The sequence below is a fragment of the Kitasatospora sp. NPDC096140 genome (genome assembly GCF_040303045.1).
GTDB lineage: Bacteria > Actinomycetota > Actinomycetes > Streptomycetales > Streptomycetaceae > Kitasatospora.
This window is the reverse complement of the sequence record NZ_JBEOUW010000049.1, coordinates 1-21,598: the sequence shown is the minus strand read 5'-3', so window position 1 is coordinate 21,598 and position 21,598 is coordinate 1. Positions and strand designations below refer to the sequence as shown.

Here is a 21,598-nt window from a genome sequence, read left to right as displayed (position 1 = left end):
CGGTGTCCGCCTACCCTGGTGTTGTGGGTGACCCGCGAGAACCTCCTGAGGGTACGCCCGAGGGCGGCTCCGGCAACGAGGACGAATTCCGGTCCGTCGTCTTCGACGAATCGTTCGTCCGGGCTGCCCGGATCCAGGAGCTGTCCGCCCGGGAGCGGCTGGCGGGCTCCTTCGGCAAGGCCACCCGGCAGCGGGTGCGGCTCGGCCCGCTGGGCACCGTGCCGCGCCAGGCGCTCGCCCTGCTGCTGCTCATCCTGCTCGCGTTCGGGGCTGCGGTGTACTTCGGGGTCAGCTCGCCGAGGGGGATCCCGGCCCGGCCCGAGGGCAGCCAACTGACGGTCAGCCTGGTCGCATTGAGCCCGGCCTCGGCCGTCCACCCGGTCGCCGACCCGGCGAACCCCTTCGCGGTGCTGCCACCCGGGTACGGGGACGGCACGGTCGGGCTGAACACCCCGACCGGGGCGGCCACCGAGCACTTCAGCCGGGTCGAGGTGACCAAGGCGCTCGACACCGTCCAGCGCTACCTGGTCGCCTCCTCGCTGGCCCCGGCCGCCCTCGTCCAGGGCGCCACCGCGGACGTGCGGGCCTTCGTCACGCCCGGCGAGCAGGCGGAGTTCGACACGGGCGTGGCGCAGCCGGTGGACGACCGGCACCACGCGGTGACCGGCTGGATGGTCCGCTTCGACCCGGCGCAGGTCGCGCTGGCCTCGGACACCGTGAAGGTGGTCGGTGCGATGCGGATCGACGAGGCGGACAGCGGGACGCTGCAGATCACCACCGACCACACCTTCGTCTACGCGCTGAAGCCGGCCGGGGCCCCGGCCGGAGCGCCGGTCACCCTGGAGACGGTGCGGCGGCAGCTCACCTTCCAGTTCGACCGGGTCGACCTGGCCTCGGCGCAACTGCGGCTGGTGGACTCGGTGCTCCAGGCCGGTCCGGCGCCCTGCGGCACCTCGATGGCGGGCTACCTGCAGCCGGTCCTGGCCACGGCGCAGGGCACGGCGGTCACGCCGCCGGCGGCCGTCGACCCCGGCAACCACGCCCGGCCGGCCTGGCAGGTGTGCGGGGTGCTGGCGGGGAGCTGAGGGCTCCGCGACGCGCGGACGGCCGGTGACCCGGGCGGGTCACCGGCCGTCGTCGGCGCTCCTCGGCGGCCATCGGCGTTCGCCGGCGGGCGGGGCCCGGGTGCCGGGGCTCAGCTGTTGTCGCGGTCGGTCCTGCCGTCGGAGCCGTTCGAGCCGTTCGAGCCCTCGGCGCCGTTCGAGCTGCCGCGGCCGGCGCCGGTGAAGGTGTCGCGGAGCTTGCCGCCCACGGTCACGGCGCCGCCGGCGACGTCCCGGATCAGGCCCATCAGCGGGTCCTTGCTCTCCTTCACCGAGGTCGCGTAGTGGTCGGCGGCCGCCTTCCACTGCTCACCGACCGAGGTGTCGGGGTCGTCCGCGCGGCGCGGGTAGGCGCCCGTCATGATCGAGCGGTACTCGTCGCTCTCCGCCCACTTCTTCAGCTGGGCGACCCGGACCACCGCGAAGGGGTGGGTCTGCGGCAGCACCTGGAGCAGCTTGAGGACGCCGTCGCGCAGGTCGCCGGCCTTCTCGTACTCCTCGGCCTGCTCCAGGAAGGCGTCGACGTTCATCTCGGCCAGGTTGTGCCCGCCGGCCAGCTTCATCAGGGCCCGCATGGACGCCTGGAGGTCCTGCCCGGCGAGCAGGCCGGCCCGGTCGCTGGACAGCTCCGCCTTGCGGAACCACTCCTTGAGCGCGGTGATGACGGCCGTGATCGCCAGGTTGCCGAGCGGCACCCAGGCGATCCGGGTGGCGATGTTGGTGAGGATCATCAGCATCGTCCGGTAGACGGCGTGGCCGGACATCGCGTGGCCGACCTCGTGGCCGATGACCGAGCGCAGCTCCTCCTCGTCGAGCAGCTCGACCAGGCCGCTGGTGATCACGATGATCGGAGTGTCGATGCCGATGGTGTACGCGTTGACCGCCGGGTCCTGGGTCACGTACAGGTCGGGGACCTGCTCCAGGTCGAGCACGTAGGCGGTGTCGCGCACCATGTCGTACAGCTCGGGGAACTGGCGCTCGGAGGTCTTCACCGCGGTGGCCAGGAACATCAGCCGGATCGCGCGCTCGGAGACCAGGCCGGCGAGCTTCTTGAGGACGTCGTCGAAGCCGGACAGCCGCCGCAGGGCGACCAGCGCCGAACGGTCCGCCGGGTGCTCCCAGGCCCGGGTGGAGATCCCGGGGAAACGCTCGCGGCGGCGGCTCGGGGTCTTCGCGGTCGTGTCGGTCATGGTGTGAGTACCCTCCTGGTCGACGGCGGCTGCGGCCCACTGGCCGGCCCCCCGCTGGTCTTCGCCTGAAACGACTGTCTGTGCAACGTCCGTGGTTGCGTACTCGTCCCCGGGCGACAGCGTACGTGCGGCCCCGGCCGCGCCGCGGGGGCCGGTGGGCGGCGCCGGTGTGAGGCCGGTTTACCCTGAATGCCCTGGACCACCGAGACCGGACCCGGCCGCGGTACCGAGCAGTTCGAGGAGCCCCGCAGATGTCCACCGACACGCTTGTCAGCCTGGCCACGCCCATCTCCGACGAGGCCGGTCCGGGCCTCTTCCTGCGGATCATCGTGATCGCGTCCTTCGTGGGGATCGGCCTGCTGGTCTGGCTGATGGCCCGCGCCTTCCGCGGCAACTAGCCCCGGGACCCGGCGTCAGGCCCTCGCCCGGCCGCCGGGACCAGGCCCTTGGGACCCGGCTTCCGGGTCCCGACCAGGCCCGCGGACCCCGGCCCGGCCCCTGCGCGCTCACGCCCGGTCAGCGGCGGTGGGCCGCCGAGCGGTTGCCGTGTAACCCCCCGTACGATGACGGGTGGGCCCCCACCGGCCCGGAACCACCCCCAGGTCCGTTCACCGAGCCGAGAAGGTCCCGCCGACCATGAGCACTGCCGCCGCACTCCCCGTCCTGAACCTGCTCGCCGAGGGCGAGGGGGGCAACCACGACAGCCTGAACCCGCTCCTGACGGGTGGCGCCGCGCTGTTCATCCTGCTGCTCCTGCTCTTCATCACCACCCGCTTCAACCGGGACCGCTGAGCCCGCTCCGCGGACCTCTCCGGGGAGCGTCCGGCCACCGGCCGGACGCTCCCTGACGCGTCTGCGGGGAACCCCCACCGGGTCTGCGGGCAACCCCCACCCGGGCGTTCCCGCACCGTAACGGGCGTCGCGTAAGGTGTGGCGGCATGGGAGAGCAGGCCGGGAATCCCGGCGGACCGGAACCGGTGAAGAAGCGCCTCGGCGTGATGGGCGGCACCTTCGACCCGATCCACCACGGCCACCTCGTCGCCGCCAGTGAGGTCGCGAGCGCGTTCCACCTGGACGAAGTGATCTTCGTGCCGACCGGGCAGCCGTGGCAGAAGAGCGACCGGCACGTCACCCCGGCCGAGGACCGCTACCTGATGACGGTCATCGCCACCGCGGAGAACCCGCAGTTCTCGGTCAGCCGGATCGACATCGACCGCGAGGGCCCCACCTACACCGTCGACACCCTGCGCGACCTGCACGCCCTGCACCCGGACGCCGACCTCTTCTTCATCACCGGCGCCGACGCGCTCGCCCAGATCCTGTCCTGGCGCGACTCCGACGAACTCTTCTCGCTGGCCCACTTCATCGGATGCACCCGCCCGGGGCACACTCTGTCGGACGCCGGGCTTCCGGTGGGCGGGGTCTCCCTGGTGGAGGTCCCGGCGCTGGCCATCTCCTCCACGGACTGCCGCAACCGGGTCGCCAAGGGCGAGCCGGTCTGGTACCTCGTCCCGGACGGCGTGGTCCGCTACATCGACAAGCGGGCGCTGTACGCGCCGCGCGGGACCTGAGCCAGGAGCGGCGCATGACCGATCGCAGCGGCGGCCAGCAGCGGCCGGAGGACTGGTCCGGCGGGCAGTACCAGCAGCCGTACCAGGGCCAGGGCCAAGCCCAGGGGTACCAGCAGCAGCCGTACGAGTCGTACGAGCAGCAGCCGCAGTACGACCAGTACGGGCAGCCGGTGTACACCCACGACCCGTACGGCTACCAGCAGCAGGGGCACCAGGGGCAGCAGGGGTACGAGGGCTACCAGCAGCCGTACCAGGGCCAGGGCCAAGCCCAGGGGTACCAGCAGCAGCAGCCGTACGAGTCCTACGAGTCGTACGATCAGCAGCCGCAGTACGACCAGTACGGGCAGCCGGTGTACACCCACGACCCCTACGGCTACCAGCAGCAGGGGGAGCAGGGGTACCAGCAGCCGTACCAGGCCGCCGGCCCGGTCGTCGCCGAGCCGCAGGCGCAGCCCGAGGCCGCCGCACCCGTCACGCCCGCTGCGCCTGCCGCCGCCGCGGCACCGGCCGCACCCGCCCCGCCGCGCCCGCGGGTGCCCAGGCCGGCCGCCGAGGCGGCGCCGGCCAAGCCCGCCGCGCTGTCCGAGCAGGTCGCCGGGGTGCGCGGGGGCAAGTCCGGCGGCAAGGCGCCCAAGGACAGCTACACCACGGGCGAGTTCACCTTCGTCGACGAGGAGGCGGAGGAGACCGAGGACGTCATCGACTGGCTGAAGTTCGCCGAGTCCCGCAGCGAGGTGCGCGCCGAGCGCCGCCGCAAGCTGCGCAACCGGCTGATCGGCCTCGGTGTGGTGGTGGCGCTCGCCGCGGGCGGCGTCGGCGGCTACCTGTGGTTCACCGGCGACAAGCCGACCGCGGCCGCCGCGGCCGGCGGGCGCCAGGTCAACGTCGTCCACCTGCGTGACCTGCAGGGCAAGGTGTCCAGCGCGCTGCTGGTCGACGACGTCTCCGGGAAGAAGGGCACGGTGCTGCTGCTGCCCGACAACCTGCGGCTGCCCGGCCCCGCCGACCCGCCGGTCACCACCGTCGGCCAGGCCATGGACACCATCGGCGCCTCGGCGACCCGCGACGGCCTGTCCACCGTGCTCGGCGCCCCGGTGGCGGGCACCTGGCGGCTGGACACCCCGTACCTGGAACTGCTGGTCTCCCAGCTCGGCGGCGTCCGGGTGGACACCAACGCCGAGACCCACGAGGGCGGCAAGCCGGACGGCAAGCTGCTGTCCGCGGCCGGGAAGAACACCATGCTCAACGGGAAGGCCGCGGTCGCGTACGCCACGCTGCAGAACCCCGGCGAGAGCCGGGACGTCCAGCTCGCCCGGTTCGGGCAGGTCATGGAGGCGGTGGTGCGCACCATGCCGACCGAGCTCAAGGACGCCAAGGACGACGTGCACCGGATGAACGCGGTGCTCGACCCCTCGCTGCCCGAGGACGCCCTCGCCGGGGTGCTCGCCCAGCTCGCCCAGCAGGCGAAGGACGGCCACGTCGGCACCACCGCGCTGACCGTCAAGCCGGACGGCAGCCTGGACGAGGCGACCGCGGGCAAGCAGGTCAAGGACGTGCTCGGCGGCACCGTGAAGTCCGCGGCCGCCGGAGACGCCCCGGCCCGGGTCGCGCTGCAGGACGCCAGCGGCAGCGACGCCGCGGCCGCCGCCGCGCAGGTCCAGATCGTCAACTCGGGCCTGACGTTCATCCCCGGCGGGGCCAAGGCCGCCGCACAGGCCACCAGTGAGATCCGCTACACCGACGACGCCCGGCAGGCCGCGGCGAAGTCGCTGGCGACCAGCCTCGGCCTGCCGGACAGCGCGGTGAAGAAGGTGACCGGGGACACCCAGAACGCGGACCTGCTGGTCGTGCTCGGCAAGGACTACCAGCCGCCGAAGCCCCAGTAGGCCGACGGCCGGGCCGGCCGTCGGCCCGGCCCGGGACGGGACGACCCGCCGTGGCGGGCGCGCCGCGGCGGGGTGCGCGGTCGCACGGCGGCGCGGGCGGGCGCGGAAAACGGTTCCGGGCCCGCCCGGGCGGCGTGAGATCCTGGAAGGCGACCCCGGCCGAGCGCCGGGGCGCCGCCCCAAGCCGCCGAGCCGGAAGAACACCGTGACCGTCACCGACCACAGCCAGCAGCTCATCACCGTCGCCGCGCAGGCGGCGGCCGACAAGCTTGCGCACAACATCATCGCCTTCGACGTCAGCGAGGTGCTGTCGATCACCGACGCCTTCCTGATCGCCTCCGCGAACAACGACCGCCAGGTCCGCGCGATCGCCGAGGAGATCGAGGACCAGCTGCGCGAGCAGCTGGACATCAAGCCGGTGCGCCGCGAGGGCGAGCGCGAGGGCCGCTGGATCCTGCTCGACTACCTGGACATCGTCGTGCACGTCCAGCACTCCGAGGAGCGCTCCTTCTACTCGCTGGACCGGCTCTGGAAGGACTGCCCCGAGCTGCCGCTGCCCGAGGACGCCCTGGCCTCGCGCAACCGCCCCGACGCCCACACCGACGAGGCCGGCAACGCCGTCGCCCCGGCCGACGACTTCGGCAAGCCCGAGGACCTGCACTGAGCCGCGGCGCGCGAGGCCCGCGCATCGTCTTCTGGCGGCACGGCCAGACGTCCTGGAACCTCGAATCGCGCTTCCAGGGCAGCACGGACATCGAGCTGACGGGCCAGGGCGTGCTGCAGGCGCAGCGGGCGGCCCGGCTGCTCTCCGGGCTCCGCCCGGACCTGCTGATCTCCTCGGACCTCGAACGCGCCCGGCGCACCGCCGAGGAGCTCGCCAAGGTCACCGGGCTCGACGTGACCCACCACGAGGGCCTGCGGGAGACCTACGCGGGCTCCTGGCAGGGCCTGACCAACGCCGAGATCCGCGAGCGCTTCCCGGAGGAGTACGAGGCCTGGTCGGCCGGCGAGCCGGTGCGGCGCGGCGGTGGCGGCGAGCTGGCCACCGAGGTCGCCGACCGCTCGGTGCCGGTGGTGCTGGAGGCCGCCGCCAAGCTGCCGGAGGACGGCACCCTGGTGGTGGTCAGCCACGGCGGGACGATCCGCACCATGCTCGGGCGGCTGCTGGACCTGGAGCCGGCCCAGTGGGAGCGCTTCGGCGGACTGTCCAACTGCTGCTGGTCGGTGCTCGGCCAGGGGACGCGCGGCTGGCGCCTGCTGGAGCACAACGCGGGCACGCTCCCGCAGCCGGTCATCGGCGACGACACCTGAGCGGTCCCGGCACGGGCGTCCCCTGCGGACGTCCGGCGGGGCCGTCCGGCCGGACGTTCGGCGGGGTCGTTCGGCGGGGGGAGTGCGGGGCGCGCGGGGTGCCCGGCAGGCGCGCGGGGGCGTCCGCGCCGGGGCGCGCGGTCGTCCGGCGCGTGGGTGCGGGGGCGTTCGGCACGGGGGTGCGGTGCGGGCCCGAAGGGGCCTCGAAGGATCGGATTTCGCAGTTCCGGCCCTGACCAGCTAGAGTCTTCCTCGTTCGCACGGAAGAGAACGCGGCCCGGAAGGGAAGCGGAGGATCCGGTGAGTGCGGGGCTATAGCTCAGTTGGTAGAGCGCTTGCATGGCATGCAAGAGGTCTGGGGTTCAATTCCCCATAGCTCCACTCCGCATCGGCGGTCGTGGTCAGCCAGGGTCGCCCGTGTCGCGGGGCTATAGCTCAGTTGGTAGAGCGCTTGCATGGCATGCAAGAGGTCTGGGGTTCAATTCCCCATAGCTCCACAGCAGTTCGGAAGGCCGTCACCCAACGGGTGGCGGCCTTCCGGCGTTCGGGGGCTCCGGCGTTCCGGCCCTCCGGCGTTCGGGCCCTCCGACGTCGACGTCGGCGCAGCGTCGTGGCCGGCCCCGGCACCGCCGCGGGAGCCGGCGCCCCTCACGGCTCGCAGCTGTGCCTCCAGCCGCCCGGCGGCAGCGAGTCGAGCTGCTCCACCCGCTCCTGGTCCTGCGGATCCACCGGCACGTACACCACGATGTAGCACTCCGGCACGCCCGGCATCGTCAGATACGTGGCGTTCAGCCGCAGCACCCCGAGCCGCGGGTGGCGGAACCGCCGCAGCCACGTCTCCGGCGGCGCGACCTCCTGGCGGTCCCACAGCTCCCGGAACAGCTCGCTGCCCGCCGACAGCCGCCGCACGTGCTCCTCCCAGGCCGGCTCGCCCACGTGCTTGCCGTAGGCCGAGCGCAGCACCGCCACCATCCGCGGCAGCGCCTCGTCACGGTTGTCGCACGGGTTGCAGCACAGCGGGGCGGTCAGCATGCACCAGAGACTGTTGAAGACGACCCCGCGGGACGGGCGGATCTGCTCGGCACCGAACAGCGAGCGGTACGGCCGGTTGTAGCTCAGCACGTCGAAACGGGTGTTGGAGACCGCCGCCGGCAGCGGGGCGAGCGAGTCCAGGATCACCTGGATCGACGGGCTCAACTCCGGTGCGGCCGCCTGCGCGTGCGGCGACGGCGACACCCCGGCGAGCCGGAACAGGTGCTCGCGCTCGGTGCCGTCCAGCCGCAGCGCCCGGGCCACCGCCAACAGCACCTGCTCGCTCGCGTTGATCGGCCGCCCCTGCTCCAGCCACGTGTACCAGGTGACGCCCACCCCGGCGAGCTGCGCGACCTCCTCGCGGCGCAGCCCCGGCGTGCGGCGGCGCAGACCGGGCGGCAGCCCGACCTCCTCGGGGGTGACCCGCGCGCGGCAGGCCTTCAGGAAGCGGGCCAGCTCGGTACGGCGGCGGTCCCGCCCGCCCGCGGCGGTCGGCAGTTCCTCCAGGACGGTCATGGCCACCATCGTGCCGCAGGCCCGCCGGGCGATACAGGTGCTGCCAGTACCAGGATCAGCAGGCTCTAACCACCAGTACCGGTACCGCCGCAGGCTGATGACCATGACGGACCTTCAGATCCGGCCCGGCGTGGCCGGAAGTACCACCGGGGCCCCGGCCGTACGCCCCGGGCTGCTCCTCGCGCTCGTCCTGTGCGGGCAGTTCATGGCCGTGCTCGACGTCTCCATCGTCAACGTCGCGGTACCCACCATCCGGACCGACCTCGGCGCCTCCGGCGCCGCCCTGCAGCTGGTGATCGCCGGCTACACCATCGCCTACGCCGTGCTGCTCATCACCGGGGCCCGGCTGGGCGCCCGGTACGGCTACAGCCGGCTCTTCCAGCTCGGCCTGGCCGCCTTCACCGCCACCTCGCTGGCCTGCGGCCTCGCCCCGACCACCGGCTGGCTGATCGCCTTCCGGCTGCTCCAGGGCGCCGGCTCGGCGCTGATGGTGCCCCAGGTGATGAGCCTGCTGCAGCGCACCTTCACCGGCGCCGCCCGCACCCGGGCGCTCGGCCTCTACTCGGCGGTGCTGGCCGGCGGCATGGCGCTCGGCCAGGTGCTCGGTGGCGTCCTGGTCAGTGCGGACCTGTTCGGCAGCGGCTGGCGGCCGGTGTTCCTGGTCAACGTGCCCATCGGCGTACTGCTGCTGGCCGCCGGCGCCCGGCTGCTGCCCCGGCTGCCCGGCGACGCCTCGCGCGGCTTCGACGTCCCCGGCCTGGTGGTGCTCGGCGCGGCCCTCGGCCTGCTGGTGGTGCCGCTCGTCCTCGGCCACGAGCTCGGCTGGCCCGCCTGGGGCTGGGCGATGATCGCGGCCGGCGTGCTGCTGTTCGGCCTGTTCGTGGTGGTCGAGCGCCGGATCGCCCGCAGCGGCGGGCAGCCGCTGATCCACGGGCGGGTGCTGCGCGCCCCGGGGCTGCGCCCGGCGGCGGCCGGACTGTTCTCGATCATGGCGGCCTTCGCCGGCTTCATGTTCTCCTTCGCCCTGCACCAGCAGGCCGCGCTCGGCCACACCGCCCTGAAGGCCGGTCTCTGCTCGGCGCCCGTCGCGATCGGCTTCGGCCTGTCCAGCATGCACTGGCACCGGCTGCCCGGGCGGCTGCACGCGGCCCTGCCGACGGTCGCCGGGGTCGGCCTCGGCGGCGGCTACCTGCTGCTGGGCGTGCTGCTCGGCGGCGGCGCCGGGATCGGGACCGGCGCGCTGCTGGAGATGGCCGCGCTCGGACTGGTCGCCGGCTGCGCGTACGCACCGCTGTTCGCCCGGGCCCTCGCGGGGGTGGCGCCCGAGGACGCGGCCGACGCCAGCGGGGTCATGGTGACGGTCATCCAGCTCGGGCAGGTGGTCGGGGTCGCGGTGCTCGGCTCGGTGTTCCTCGGGCAGGTCGACCTGCCGGCGCCGGCCGTCGAGTCCGGCCACGCGTTGCGGACCACGCTGCTGGTCAACGCCGTCGCGGTGGCGGCCGCCGCCGGCTTCGCCGCCCGCAGCCGACGGCCGGCGCGGTAGGCCGGGGGTGTGGGCGGGGCCGGGCCGGGTCTGCGGGTGGGGTCCGGCCCGGCAGATGTGGCCGGGCTTCACAGTGGGGCCCGGCCCGGCGGGGAGGGGCCGTCCGGAGGGCTCCGGGGACGGCTCCCCGGTGCCCCGGCCGGGGACCTCGGGAAACGGATTTCAGGAGCACGCCCCGGACCGTGTAAAGTAGTCGATGTCGCCGAGGGAAACCGGACGGAAACGGCCGAAAGCCCCGGTGACATCGCAGGTCAAGGGGCTATAGCTCAGTTGGTAGAGCGCTTGCATGGCATGCAAGAGGTCTGGGGTTCAATTCCCCATAGCTCCACAGTGGTCGAGAGCCGCCTCCCGTTCCGGGAGGCGGCTCTCCGCCGTTTCGCCCGCCCACCGGCGGGAGGGCCCGGAGTCCCGCTACCGTCGTGTCATGGCCGATCTGGAGCGAAGGCGGAACGAGGAACTGGCCCGGATACTCCACCAGCTCGGCTGGAGTCCGGAACGGCTCGCCCGCGAGGTGAGCCTCGCGCTGCCGCCGGGCCTGGCCATCAGCTCCACCGCCCCGTACAAGTGGCGCGACCGCGGCATGGTCCCGCGCAGCCCGCACGACCAGGCGGTGTGCGAGGTGCTCAGCCGCACCCTCGGCATCGCCGTCACCTACGAGCAGCTCTGGGGCCGGATGGGCGGCCACCGCGGCGCCAAGATCCTCTCGCCCCGGCTGCTCACCGACCCGTGGACCGCCGACACCGCCCAGACCGCGCTGCGCGAGGCGGCCACCGACGCCGGACCCGTCCGCCTCACCGACCTCTTCCGCAACGCCGACCTCGACCAGGCCGCCGCCCGGCTCGCCTCACCGCCCCCACCCGTCGGCGGCGGCGAAGGCGCCCTGCGCGTCGAGGCCGCACTGGTCGGCGAACTCGGCCTCTCCTACCGCAGCAAGCAGCGACTCGAACGCTCCTGCGGCGGCGGCCTCGTCCTCGGCCCCGCACGGGCCGAACTCGCCATGCTCGCCAAGCTGCTGGAACTGGGCTCCTACGACGAGCGGCTGGGCCGCGAGCTCTACGGCACGGCCAGCCGCCTCGCCCGCCTGGCCGGCTGGGCGGCGTACGACCTCGGCCACGACGCGGCCGCCCAACGCGCCTTCGTCGCCGCGCTGCGCGCCGCCCACGTCAGCGGCGACCCCCGGCTCGGCGTCGCCGTCCTCGGCGCGCTGCTGGTGCTCGCCACCCAGGGCCCGGGCGGGCGCGGCCTGGACGCCGTCTCCGCGCTCGAAAGCGCCCTGGAGACCCACGGCGCCGCACTCGGCCCCACCGGCCGGGCCCGCCAGCTCGGCCGGCTCGCCCGCGCGTACGGCCGCCGGAACGAGCCGGAGCGGGCCGAGGCCGCCGCCGCCCGGGCCTTCGCCGAACTGGACGGCGTGCCCGGCACCGAGGAGGCCCGCGCCTCCCTCGCCGGGATGGTGGGGGAGGGGCGGCTGGCGCTCGGCCGGAACCGGCTCGCCAAGGCCCTGCTCGCCGAGGCCGTGGCCGGACTCGGACCCGGCCGGGCCCGCTCCAAGGCCCTGCTGATGGTGAGCCTCGCCGAGACCCACCGGCGGCTCGGCGACCAGCGGGAGGCGGCCCGCACGGCGGCGCTGGCGCGCTCGCTCGCGGCCGGGATGCAGTCCGAGCGGCTGGCGAAGGCGCTGCGGGACTTCGACGCGGCGGGGCGCGCGCCGACGCGCTGAGGCTGTCGGCGGGCCGGTGCGTGGACCCGGCCGAGGTGCCGGTGCGTCGACCCGGCCGCGGTGCCGGTGCGGCAGGCCCGGCCGCGGTGCCGGTGCGGCAGGCCCGGCGGTATACCCGGGAGCGCGCAGAGTCGCTTGCGGTACCCTGAGCCCATGCGAACCGTGCGCCTGCTCCTTAGCCGGCCGCGCTGACCAGGACCGGCTGCGCCCTCGGGCGGTGCCGGAGTCGGCGTGGCGTCCCCTCCTGCGAGGGGATTTTTTGTTTTCCGCCCCCGACCCCGTCCCGGGCGGGGCCACGGGCCGGCCGCCTGCCCGGTTCGCCAACCGACATCGATGGAGCTTGAAGGACCATGAGCGAGACGACCCCTGCGTCCGGCGCGGCCGAGACCGCGACCGAGCCGTTCCGGTACAGCGCCGCGCTGGCGGCCGAGATCGAGTCCCGCTGGCAGGACATCTGGGAGAAGGAGGGCACCTTCCACGCCCCCAACCCCACCGGTGCGCTGGCCGACCCGTCGGCCGGTGACGTCGCCGCGAAGCCGCACAGCTTCATCATGGACATGTTCCCGTACCCCTCGGGCGCGGGCCTGCACGTCGGCCACCCGCTGGGCTACATCGCCACCGACGTCTTCGCCCGCTACCAGCGGATGACCGGCCACAACGTGCTGCACACGCTGGGCTACGACGCCTTCGGCCTGCCCGCCGAGCAGTACGCGGTGCAGACCGGCACCCACCCGCGGGTCTCCACCGAGGCCAACATCGCCAACATGCGCCAGCAGCTGCGCCGGCTGGGCCTGGGCCACGACCCGCGCCGCTCGATCTCCACGATCGACCCGGACTACTACCGCTGGACCCAGTGGATCTTCCTGCAGATCTTCAACTCCTGGTACGACGAGACCGCCCGCAAGGCCCGTCCGATCACCGAACTGGTCGCGCAGTTCGAGTCCGGTGACCGCCGGACCCCGGACGGGCGCCCCTGGGCCGCACTGTCCGCCGCCGAGCGCGACGAGGTCCTGGGCGAGTTCCGCCTGGCCTACTCCAAGGAGGTGCCGGTCAACTGGTGCCCCGGCCTGGGCACCGTGCTGGCCAACGAGGAGGTCACCGCGGACGGCCGCTCCGAGCGCGGCAACTTCCCGGTGTTCAAGTCCAACCTGCGCCAGTGGATGATGCGCATCACCGCGTACTCCGACCGGCTGATCGAGGACCTGGACCTGCTGGACTGGCCCGAGGCCATCAAGCTGCAGCAGCGCAACTGGATCGGACGCTCCGAGGGCGCCCGGGTCGACTTCGCCGTCGGCGCCGACGAGCGGATCACCGTCTTCACCACCCGCCCCGACACCCTGTTCGGCGCCACCTACATGGTCCTGGCGCCCGAGCACGGCCTGGTCGACTCCATCGTCCCCGCCGCGTGGCCGCAGGACGTGCCCGCCGAGTGGACCGGCGGCGCCGACACCCCCGCCGAGGCCGTCGCCGCCTACCGGGCCGCCGCCGCCGCCAAGTCGGACGTCGAGCGCCAGGTCGACGCCAAGGTCAAGACCGGCGTCTTCACCGGCGCCTACGCGACCAACCCGGTCAGCGGGGAGTCCGTCCCCGTCTTCATCGCCGACTACGTGCTGATGGGCTACGGCACCGGCGCCATCATGGCCGTCCCCGCCCACGACCACCGCGACTTCGCGTTCGCCCGCGCCTTCGCCCTGCCGATGCGCTGCGTCGTCGAGCCGACGGACGGCCGCGGCGAGGACCCGTCGCAGTGGGACGACGCCTTCGACACCTACGACTCCGTCATCGTCAACTCCGCCCGGGAGCAGGGCGACCTGTCGCTGAACGGACAGAGCGTCGTCGACGCCAAGGCGCACGTCACCGCCTGGCTGGCCGAGCGCGGCATCGGCGAAGGCACCGTCAACTACCGCCTGCGCGACTGGCTGTTCAGCCGCCAGCGGTACTGGGGCGAGCCCTTCCCGATCGTCTACGACGAGGACGGCGTCATGCACGCGCTGCCCGAGTCGATGCTGCCGGTCGAGGTCCCCGAGGTCGACGACTACTCGCCGCGCACCTACGACGCGTACGACTCCAACTCCTCGCCCGAGACCCCGCTGTCCCGCAACGAGGCCTGGGTCAACGTCGAGCTGGACCTGGGCGACGGGCCGAAGAAGTACCGCCGCGAGACCAACACCATGCCCAACTGGGCGGGTTCGTGCTGGTACGAGCTGCGCTACGTCGACCCGTCCAACTCCTCGGCGGTCGTCGACCCGGCCAACGAGCAGTACTGGCTGGGCCCGACGGCGACCAAGCCGGCCGGCGGCGCCGACCTGTACGTCGGCGGTGCCGAACACGCCGTGCTGCACCTGCTGTACGCGCGCTTCTGGCACAAGGTGCTGCACGACCTGGGCCACGTCTCGTCCGTCGAGCCGTTCCACAAGCTGTTCAACCAGGGCATGATCACCGCCGACGTCTACCGCGACGAGCGCGGCTTCCCGGTGCCCGCCGCCGAGGTCGAGGAGCGCGACGGCCAGTACTCCTGGCAGGGCGAGCCGGTCAAGCGCGAGGCCGGGAAGATGGGCAAGTCCCTGAAGAACGCCGTCGCGCCCGACGACATCGCCGACGAGTACGGCGCCGACACGCTGCGCCTGTACGAGATGTCGATGGGCCCGCTGGACGTCTCCCGCCCGTGGGACACCCGCGCCGTCGTCGGTTCGTACCGCTTCCTGCAGCGGCTGTGGCGCAACATCGTCTCGGAGACCACCGGCGAGCTGGTCGTCACCGACGAGACGCCGGACGAGGCCACGCTGCGCGCCCTGCACAAGGCCATCGACGGCATCCGCGCCGACATGGCCGGGCTGCGCTTCAACACGGCCGTCGCCAAGGCGATCGAGCTGAACAACTACCTGGTCAAGCGCGGCTCGACGCCGCGCCCGGTGGCCGAGCAGCTGGTGCTGATGGTCGCGCCGCTGGCCCCGCACGTCGCCGAGGAGCTGTGGCGCCGCCTGGGCCACGGCGAGTCGCTGGCGCACACCGACTACCCGGTCGCCGACCCGGCGTACGTGGTCGACGAGTCGGTGACCTGCGTGGTGCAGATCAAGGGCAAGGTGAAGGCCCGCCTGGAGGTCGCGCCGAGCATCTCGGACGCCGAGCTGGAGGCGCTGGCGCTGGCGGACCCGGCGGTGGTCGCGGCCATCGGCGGCGCCGAGGTGCGCAAGGTGATCGCGCGTGCTCCGAAGCTGGTGAACATCGTCACCGGGTGATCCCGGCCTGGGGCTGATCGGGCGGGCGTCCTTCGGGGCGCCCGCCCGGTGTCGTGTTGGGCGGTCGGTCGGTGTCGCGTGGCGGGCGGTTGGTGTTGTGCGGGCGGGCGGCCGGTGTTGTGCGGGCAGGGGCCCGGTGTTGTGCGGGCGGGCTCGGGGTGGGCGTCCGGCTCGGGCGGTCGGCGGTTGCGCGGGATCCGGTACATCCCGGGTGAGCGGCCCCGGGTCCCTCGGGGAGATCCCGGATCTGTCCCTGATCCGGGGCCGTGGGGCCCGTTCGAGCCGCCCCGCAGGGCGTTCGGGGGATACCGTGGAACCCTCGGCAGTACGGCCCGCGTTGGGCCCGGTGGGGGCCGAAACGGGTGGCGGAAGGTGGCGCGGCGATGGACGTGTTCGGCGTGATGATCGGCCTGGTCCTGCTGTTCGGGATCGCGGCGGCCGTCCTGGCGGTGGTGGGCACGGTCAAGGCGGCCAAGGCCGTCGGCGCGAAGATCGAGAAGCACGAAGCCAACGCCCGGCGCGCCGTGGAGACCGTCACCCTCAAGGCGAAGACGTACACCAAGGTCGGCCCGCCCGCGCAGATCGCCTCCGTCCGGCTCGGCCTGCGGACCTCGCTCGACGGCACCCGGCAGGTGTTGGAAGGAGGGCTCGCGCAGGACGGGCAGCTCGGCGAGTCGCTCGCCCTGCTGACCCGGCTCGACGCCCACGCGGCGGAGCTCGACGGAGAGCTGCGGATGCTCGAACGCGAGCCGGACACCGCGCGGATCGCGGCCAAGCTGCCCGAGTTGCGCGAGCGGGCGGAGCGGATCACGCGGTCCGCGGAGACCATGCGCTGGGCCGCGCAGGACCGGATGCACCGGTTCGCCGACGACGAGTTGAGCCGGCTCAGCCAGGAGTGCGAGAGCGAGGCGGGGGCGCTGCGGCACTGGGACGGCTCGGGGCCCGGTTCCGCGGGTGCGGGTGCGGGGTCCGGTGCGGGTGCCGGTGCCGGTGCCGGTGCGGGTGCGGCCGCGGGGTCCGGCGGGGCTGCTGCCGGGGGCGCGGCTCGGGCCGGGCTGACGGACGGGAAGGGGCGTCCGAGCGCGGAGGAGCTGCTGGGGCTCGCCGATCCGCTGGCCAAGCTGGCGCAGCGGCTGCGGAAGCCGTCGGCGGGGTCCTCGGCGGGCTGACTCCCCGGCGCTCGACCGGGCTCGGCACAGCGGACCGTCCGGGGGTGGTCCGCGGGTGGTCCGGGGGGTGGGTCGCGGGCGGAGCGGGACAGGTCGCCGGCGGGTTCGCGCCGCGCTCCGGCGGGCTCCTATTGGCCTGGCCCGGCCGTCCGCCGCCGGGCGCTGTCCTCGCGCACGAACGGGGAGTAACCTCCGGCTCATGCCCTCCGACCTCGCGCTTGTCACCGATTCCACGGCCTATCTGCCGCAGGAGGCCCTCGACCGGCACGGGATCACGGTGGTCCCGCTGAGCGTCGCGGTCGGTGACTCGGTCCTGAGCGAGGGCGTCGAGATCTCCCCGAAGGACGTCGCCGAGGCGCTGCGCGGCAAGCAGCGGGTGACCACCTCCCGGCCGAACCCGGAGACCTTCGCGGCCACCTACCGGGCGGCCGCCGAAGCCGGGGCGAAGGGCATCGTCTCGGTCCACATCTCGGGCGAGCTGTCCGGCACCGTCGAGGCCGCCCGGCTGGCCGCCGCCGAGGCGCCCGTACCGGTGCGCGTGGTGGACAGCCGACTGGTCGGGATGGCGCTCGGATACGGCGTGCTGGCGGCGGCCGAGGCGATCGCGGCCGGGCAGGGCCTGGCCGAGGCTGCCGAGGCCGCGGGTCGTCGGACGGCCGGGACCAGCGGGTTCTTCTACGTCGACACCCTGGAGCACCTGCGCAGGGGCGGGCGGATCGGGGCGGCGCGGGCACTCCTCGGCTCGGCGCTGGCGGTCAAGCCGCTGCTGCACCTGGACGGGGGGCGGATCGAGCCGCTGGAGAAGGTGCGGACGGCGTCGCGGGCGATCGCGCGACTGGAGGAGATCGCGGTCGAGCGGTCGGGGGAGCGGGAGGTCGACATCACCGTGCACCACCTGGCCGCCGAGGACCGGGCCGAGCCGCTCGCGGAGCGGCTCCGGGCGCGGGTGCCGGGGCTGCGGGAGCTGTACGTCGGCGAGGTGGGGGCGGTGATCGGTGCGCACGTCGGGCCGGGGCTGCTCGCGGTGGTGGTCGCGCCGCGCTGACGGTCGGGCTGTTGGCCCACCCGGCGTGCTGTCGGCCCGTGGGCAGAATGCCGGCCGACGGGCAGGACGCGGCCGACCGGCAGGACGCGGCCGACGGGCAGGACGCGACCGACCGGCAGGGGCTGCGCCTGATCGGTCGGCAACGGTGGACCGCCGCGGTCGGACCGGTGCGCCGAGCCCCCTTCGGTCAACTCGCGAAGGCCATGCCCACTCGTGTGAGTGACAACTCCTGTCCACACCCCCCGGGTTATCCACAGGGTTGCGGTAGTTTCCGCGCGTCCGCCGCAGGCCTCCTACCGTCCTCGGCATGACGACCATGGGCCTGGGCGCGGCGAAGCGCCAAGCGATCAACGAGACGGTGCGGCTGCGGATGGCGGCGCTGCTGCCGACACTCGACGAGCCACCCCGTGAGCCGCCCTACGAGCCCGCCGACGGGCCGATGGGTGTCCGGGGCGTCGGGGCGGGCGGAGGCGGAGGCGGTTCCCCGGGGCGGGCGCCGGGATCGGCCTCGTCCGCGACGGGCGAGCGACGGGCCACGGGGCCGCCGACAGGTGGGGCGCCGTCGCCACCGGGTGCCGACGGCGGCACCACTGCGGCTGCCTTCGCGGATCCGCCGGGTGCTCCCGGGGACCCTCCCGGCGTCGGGGTGCGCCTGCGGTCCGCCTCGTTCGGTTCGGCGGTGGCGCTCGACCGGCGCGCGGTGGCCGGGCTGGTGATCCTGCTGCTGTTCGCGGTCGGCTACGCCGTCCAGCACTTCTGGCTGGCCAGGCCGGAGACGGTCGCCGTTCCCGCGTTGGCGGCCGCCTCAGCGCTGCCGGGGACGGACGGGCAGACCCCCGTCGATGCGGCGTCAGGGGCGGGTGCGGCCGGGGCCGGCACCGCCGTGCCAGGCGAGGCCGCGCCCGGCGCCGCGGTGTCCGGTGGCGCCGTGTCCGGTGGCGCTGCCGGTGCGGGCGTCGTCATCGATGTCGGCGGGCGGGTCCACGTCCCCGGCCTGCACACCCTGCCCGGCGGCTCACGGGTGGCCGACGCCCTGCGGGCCGCCGGCGGAGTGCTACCGGAGACGGACACCCGGAACCTCAACCTGGCCAGGGTCCTGACGGACGGTGAGCAGTTGCTGGTCGGCGAGCAGGCCGGCCAGGCCCCTGCCCCGGCCGTCGGTTCCGGGCCCGGCAGCGGAACCGGGCCGCCGGGCCCCGCAGCACCCCGACCACCGGTCAGTCTCAACCGCGCCACCCTCGAACAGCTCGACACCCTCCCCGGCGTCGGTCCCACCCTTGCCCAGCGCATCCTCGCCTACCGCGCCTCGCACGGCTCCTTCCGCTCCCTCGACCAGCTCCGGCAGGTCAGCGGCATCGGCGTCCGTACGTACGCGGAACTCCGTCCGCTGCTCACCCTCTGACGCCCCTGCCCGTCCCCCTCACTGCGAAGGGAGGCCCTGCCGTGTCCGCGGCCACCGCATCGATCCCGCACGCCCGTTCCACGGGCGCCGACTTCCGGCTGCTGCTGCCCGCCGTCTCGGCCTGGGCGGTCACTGCGGCGCTCCTGGGCCTGGAGCCGGGGCACGAGGTCCCGGTGTTCGCGGCGGCGGGCGTCGCCGCGCTCGTGGCCGTCCCGCTGCTCGCCCGGCCGGGCGCCCTGCGCAGGCGCGGGGCCGCGGTGACCCTGGCCGCCGTCCTGCTCACCGGTGCGGCGGCTGCGGTCGCGACCCCGCTGCACACTCTCGACCTGCACCGGGGGCCGCTGCCCGAACTCGCCCACGCGGCCGAGCGCGCAGCGCCGGGTGCTTCAGCTGCCCCAGGTGCGCCGGTCGTGCCCGCCCGGGCGGTCGAGGCGGAGCTGACCATCGCGGGAGACCCCGAGGTCCACACCTCCCGGGGCGGAACCACCGGCGGGCAGACGCTCCTCACCGTGAACGCGGTGGTCGACCGGGTCGTCCTGCTCCCCGACGGGCCGACCACCCGGACACGGACACCCGTGACCGTCATGGTCCGGGGCGCGGCCGGCGAGCCCTGGCAGCGGGTGCTCCCGTCCGAACGACTCGCCGTGGAAGCCGAGGTGCAGCCGGCGGGGGAGGGCCACGGCACCGAGTCCGCGGCGCTGCTGGTCGTCCACGGCCCCCTGCGGCAGCTGGCACCGCCGAGCCTGCCGCAGCGGATCGCCGGACGGCTGCGGGAGGGCCTGCGCACGGCCACCGACAAGCTCCCGCCGGACGCGCGCGGGCTGCTCCCCGGCCTGGTCGTCGGCGACACCTCACGCCTGCCCGACGACCTCGAAGAGGCCTTCCGGGCCACCGACCTGGTCCACCTGGTGGCGGTCAGCGGGGCCAACCTGGCGATCGTCCTCGGCGCGCTGCTGGGCGCACCCGGCCGGGCCGGCACCCCGGAACGGCACGGGCTCGCCGCGATACTGGGGCTGTCGCTGCGCACCGGCGCCCTGCTCGGCACCGGGCTGACGCTGGCCTTCGTCACGGTCTGCCGCCCCGAACCCAGCGTGCTGAGGGCGGCCGGAACTGGGCTGATCGGCATGCTGGCCCTGGCCACCGGCCGTCCCCGCCAGGCGGTGCCCGCGCTCGCCGGAGCCGTCCTGGTGCTGGTCCTGCTGGACCCGTTCCTGTCGCGCTCGTTCGGTTTCCTGCTCTCGGTGCTCGCCACGGCCGGGCTGCTCGTCCTCGGTCCGCACTGGGCCGAGGCCCTGCGGGCCCGGCGCTGGCCGCACCACCTGGCGGGCGCGGTCGCGGCGACGGCGGCCGCGCAGGCGCTGTGCGCGCCGGTGACGGTGCTGCTGTCCGGGCACATCAGCCTGGTCGGCATCCCGTGCAACCTGCTCGCCGAGCCGGCGGTGGCCCCGGCGACGCTGCTCGGCTTCGGGGTGCTCGTCCTGCAGCCGTTCCTCCCAGGCCTGGCCCGCCTGCTCGCGGTACCGGCGGGGGTTCCGGCCGGCTGGCTCGCCCTGGTCGCGCGACGCGGAGCCGAGCCTTCGGGCGGCCAACTCGCCTGGCCGGGAGGCTGGTTCGGAACGGTGACGGTCGCGCTGGCCGTCCTGGCGCTCTGCTGGGCGACGCCACTCCTGCTGCCCCGGCGGGCGGAGCCGGGCATTCGGGCGCCCGCCCGACGCCGCGGGGTGCGGGTGCTGGTGACGGGGGCACTGCTGGTGGTCCTGGTGGCCGTCCTGCTGCGCCCGCCGCAACTCGCCCGGGTCGCCACCGGCTGGCCACCTCCGGGGTGGCGTCTGGCGATGTGCGACGTCGGCCAGGGCGACATGTTGGTCCTGGCGGCCGGTGGGCGGGACAGCGCGGTGGTGATCGACGCCGGGCCGGATCCGAACGCCGCCGACAGGTGCCTGCGCGACCTCGGCATCACGACAGTGCCGCTCCTGCTGCTGACGCACTTCCACGCGGACCATGTCGAGGGCGTGCCGGGGGTGTTGAGGGGCCGCAGGGTCGGCGCGGTCGAGGGCACGACGCTGGACGAGCCGCCCGGTGAGGCGGCCCGGGTCGCGGGTTGGGCCGCCGGGGCCGGTGTTCCGTTGCTGAGGGCCGGCCGTGGTGAACGGCGGTCGATGGGAGCGGAGTTGGCCTGGGACGTGGTCTGGCCCGATCCCGGGGCGGGCGTCGAGGCGCCCGGCGCGAACAACGCGAGCGTCGCACTGATGGTGACACTGACAGGAGGACTACGGATGGCACTGCTCGGAGATCTCGAACCGCCGGCCCAGTCGGCTCTGTCGGGCCGCCTGGGGCGGGTCGACGTCCTGAAGGTCGCGCACCACGGCTCGGCCCACCAGGACTGGGGCCTGGCCGGCGCCCTGCGGCCCCGACTGGCGCTCATCTCCTGCGGGGAGGGCAACGCGTACGGGCACCCGTCGCCGAAGACGGTCGACCGGCTGCGTGCGCTCGGCGCGACCGTGCTGCGGACCGACCGGGCGGGTGACATCGCCGTGACCGGCGATTCGCCGGCCACCCTCGGTGTGGCCGTCCATCCGCAGCCCGCCCACGCGGCCCAGAAGGCCCACAAGCCGCGCGCCCTCGGCGCGACCGACCCGGCCGCGCTCACCCGCCCCGAGCAGTCCCCGGGCACACCGCGGGCCCCGCCCGTGTGACCCCGGCTCTCCTCCTCCCAACCCCGAAGTGGGGGAAGGGAAAAGGGTTGGGGGTTGGGGTTGGAGGAGGAGTGGAGGGGCGGGGGCGGGGCCAGGAGAAACGTTTCGGCGCGCGGCTTGTGGGCCTACTGGGCCGCGTGGGCGGGCTGCGGATGTACGGCCACACCGAGGGTGG

Annotated in this window: 16 protein-coding genes and 3 tRNA genes; 17 read left to right on the top strand and 2 right to left on the bottom strand. The window is 74.4% G+C overall.

The window, feature by feature from the left end; all coding sequences use genetic code 11:
* The first annotated feature begins 23 nt into the window (after positions 1 to 23).
* On the top strand, positions 24 to 1,085 hold the full coding sequence (locus tag ABT048_RS34920; RefSeq protein WP_350525621.1) for an SCO2583 family membrane protein: 1,062 nt from the start codon (positions 24 to 26) through the stop codon (positions 1,083 to 1,085).
* A 110-nt stretch (positions 1,086 to 1,195) separates the two neighbouring features.
* Here the strand turns inward: ABT048_RS34920 and ABT048_RS34915 are convergent, their stop codons facing one another.
* Complete coding sequence (locus ABT048_RS34915) at positions 1,196 to 2,293, bottom strand: M48 family metallopeptidase (RefSeq protein WP_350525620.1); 1,098 nt, start codon at positions 2,291 to 2,293, stop codon at positions 1,196 to 1,198.
* Between the two features lie 251 nt (positions 2,294 to 2,544).
* Between ABT048_RS34915 and ABT048_RS34910 the strand changes: the two genes are divergently transcribed.
* From ABT048_RS34910 to ABT048_RS34875, 8 genes are all read left to right on the top strand, one after another.
* On the top strand, positions 2,545 to 2,691 hold the full coding sequence (locus ABT048_RS34910; protein WP_350525619.1) for a hypothetical protein: 147 nt from the start codon (positions 2,545 to 2,547) through the stop codon (positions 2,689 to 2,691).
* 238 nt (positions 2,692 to 2,929) lie between these two features.
* Positions 2,930 to 3,085: a hypothetical protein gene (locus ABT048_RS34905; protein WP_350525618.1), complete on the top strand. Its 156-nt coding sequence runs from the start codon at positions 2,930 to 2,932 to the stop codon at positions 3,083 to 3,085.
* Between the two features lie 146 nt (positions 3,086 to 3,231).
* On the top strand, positions 3,232 to 3,864 hold the full coding sequence (nadD, locus tag ABT048_RS34900) for a nicotinate-nucleotide adenylyltransferase (protein WP_350525617.1): 633 nt from the start codon (positions 3,232 to 3,234) through the stop codon (positions 3,862 to 3,864).
* Positions 3,865 to 3,878: 14 nt separating this feature from the next.
* On the top strand, positions 3,879 to 5,750 hold the full coding sequence (locus ABT048_RS34895; protein ID WP_350525616.1) for an LCP family protein: 1,872 nt from the start codon (positions 3,879 to 3,881) through the stop codon (positions 5,748 to 5,750).
* Between the two features lie 205 nt (positions 5,751 to 5,955).
* Positions 5,956 to 6,414, top strand: a complete 459-nt coding sequence (rsfS, locus tag ABT048_RS34890) for a ribosome silencing factor (RefSeq protein ID WP_350525615.1) — start codon at positions 5,956 to 5,958, stop codon at positions 6,412 to 6,414.
* Complete coding sequence (locus ABT048_RS34885) at positions 6,411 to 7,061, top strand: histidine phosphatase family protein (RefSeq protein ID WP_350525657.1); 651 nt, start codon at positions 6,411 to 6,413, stop codon at positions 7,059 to 7,061. Before rsfS ends, ABT048_RS34885 begins: the two co-directional genes overlap by 4 nt.
* A 308-nt stretch (positions 7,062 to 7,369) precedes the next feature.
* Positions 7,370 to 7,442, top strand: a tRNA-Ala gene (locus ABT048_RS34880).
* A gap of 43 nt (positions 7,443 to 7,485) precedes the next feature.
* A tRNA-Ala gene (locus tag ABT048_RS34875) sits at positions 7,486 to 7,558 on the top strand.
* 151 nt (positions 7,559 to 7,709) lie between these two features.
* Here ABT048_RS34875 and ABT048_RS34870 read toward each other — a convergent pair.
* A complete protein-coding gene (locus ABT048_RS34870) occupies positions 7,710 to 8,609 on the bottom strand; it encodes a helix-turn-helix transcriptional regulator (RefSeq protein ID WP_350525614.1) in 900 nt (299 codons plus the stop codon).
* A 103-nt stretch (positions 8,610 to 8,712) separates the two neighbouring features.
* Between ABT048_RS34870 and ABT048_RS34865 the strand changes: the two genes are divergently transcribed.
* From ABT048_RS34865 to ABT048_RS34830, 8 genes are all read left to right on the top strand, one after another.
* Positions 8,713 to 10,152, top strand: coding sequence for an MFS transporter (locus tag ABT048_RS34865; RefSeq protein ID WP_350525613.1), 1,440 nt, complete (start codon positions 8,713 to 8,715; stop codon positions 10,150 to 10,152).
* A gap of 255 nt (positions 10,153 to 10,407) precedes the next feature.
* Positions 10,408 to 10,480, top strand: a tRNA-Ala gene (locus ABT048_RS34860).
* 96 nt (positions 10,481 to 10,576) lie between these two features.
* Positions 10,577 to 11,872 (top strand): NsdA family TPR-like regulatory protein, encoded by a 1,296-nt coding sequence (locus tag ABT048_RS34855; RefSeq protein ID WP_350525612.1) that lies wholly within the window; start codon positions 10,577 to 10,579, stop codon positions 11,870 to 11,872.
* Positions 11,873 to 12,222: 350 nt separating this feature from the next.
* Positions 12,223 to 15,111 (top strand): leucine--tRNA ligase, encoded by a 2,889-nt coding sequence (gene leuS / locus ABT048_RS34850; protein ID WP_350525611.1) that lies wholly within the window; start codon positions 12,223 to 12,225, stop codon positions 15,109 to 15,111.
* 383 nt (positions 15,112 to 15,494) lie between these two features.
* Positions 15,495 to 16,280, top strand: coding sequence for a hypothetical protein (locus tag ABT048_RS34845; protein ID WP_350525610.1), 786 nt, complete (start codon positions 15,495 to 15,497; stop codon positions 16,278 to 16,280).
* Positions 16,281 to 16,479: 199 nt separating this feature from the next.
* Entirely contained in the window at positions 16,480 to 17,325 is an 846-nt protein-coding gene (locus ABT048_RS34840) for a DegV family protein (protein ID WP_350525609.1), read from the top strand.
* A gap of 307 nt (positions 17,326 to 17,632) precedes the next feature.
* Positions 17,633 to 18,727: a ComEA family DNA-binding protein gene (locus tag ABT048_RS34835; protein ID WP_350525608.1), complete on the top strand. Its 1,095-nt coding sequence runs from the start codon at positions 17,633 to 17,635 to the stop codon at positions 18,725 to 18,727.
* Positions 18,728 to 18,768: 41 nt separating this feature from the next.
* Positions 18,769 to 21,423 (top strand): ComEC/Rec2 family competence protein, encoded by a 2,655-nt coding sequence (locus tag ABT048_RS34830; RefSeq protein WP_350525607.1) that lies wholly within the window; start codon positions 18,769 to 18,771, stop codon positions 21,421 to 21,423.
* The last annotated feature ends 175 nt before the right edge of the window (positions 21,424 to 21,598 follow it).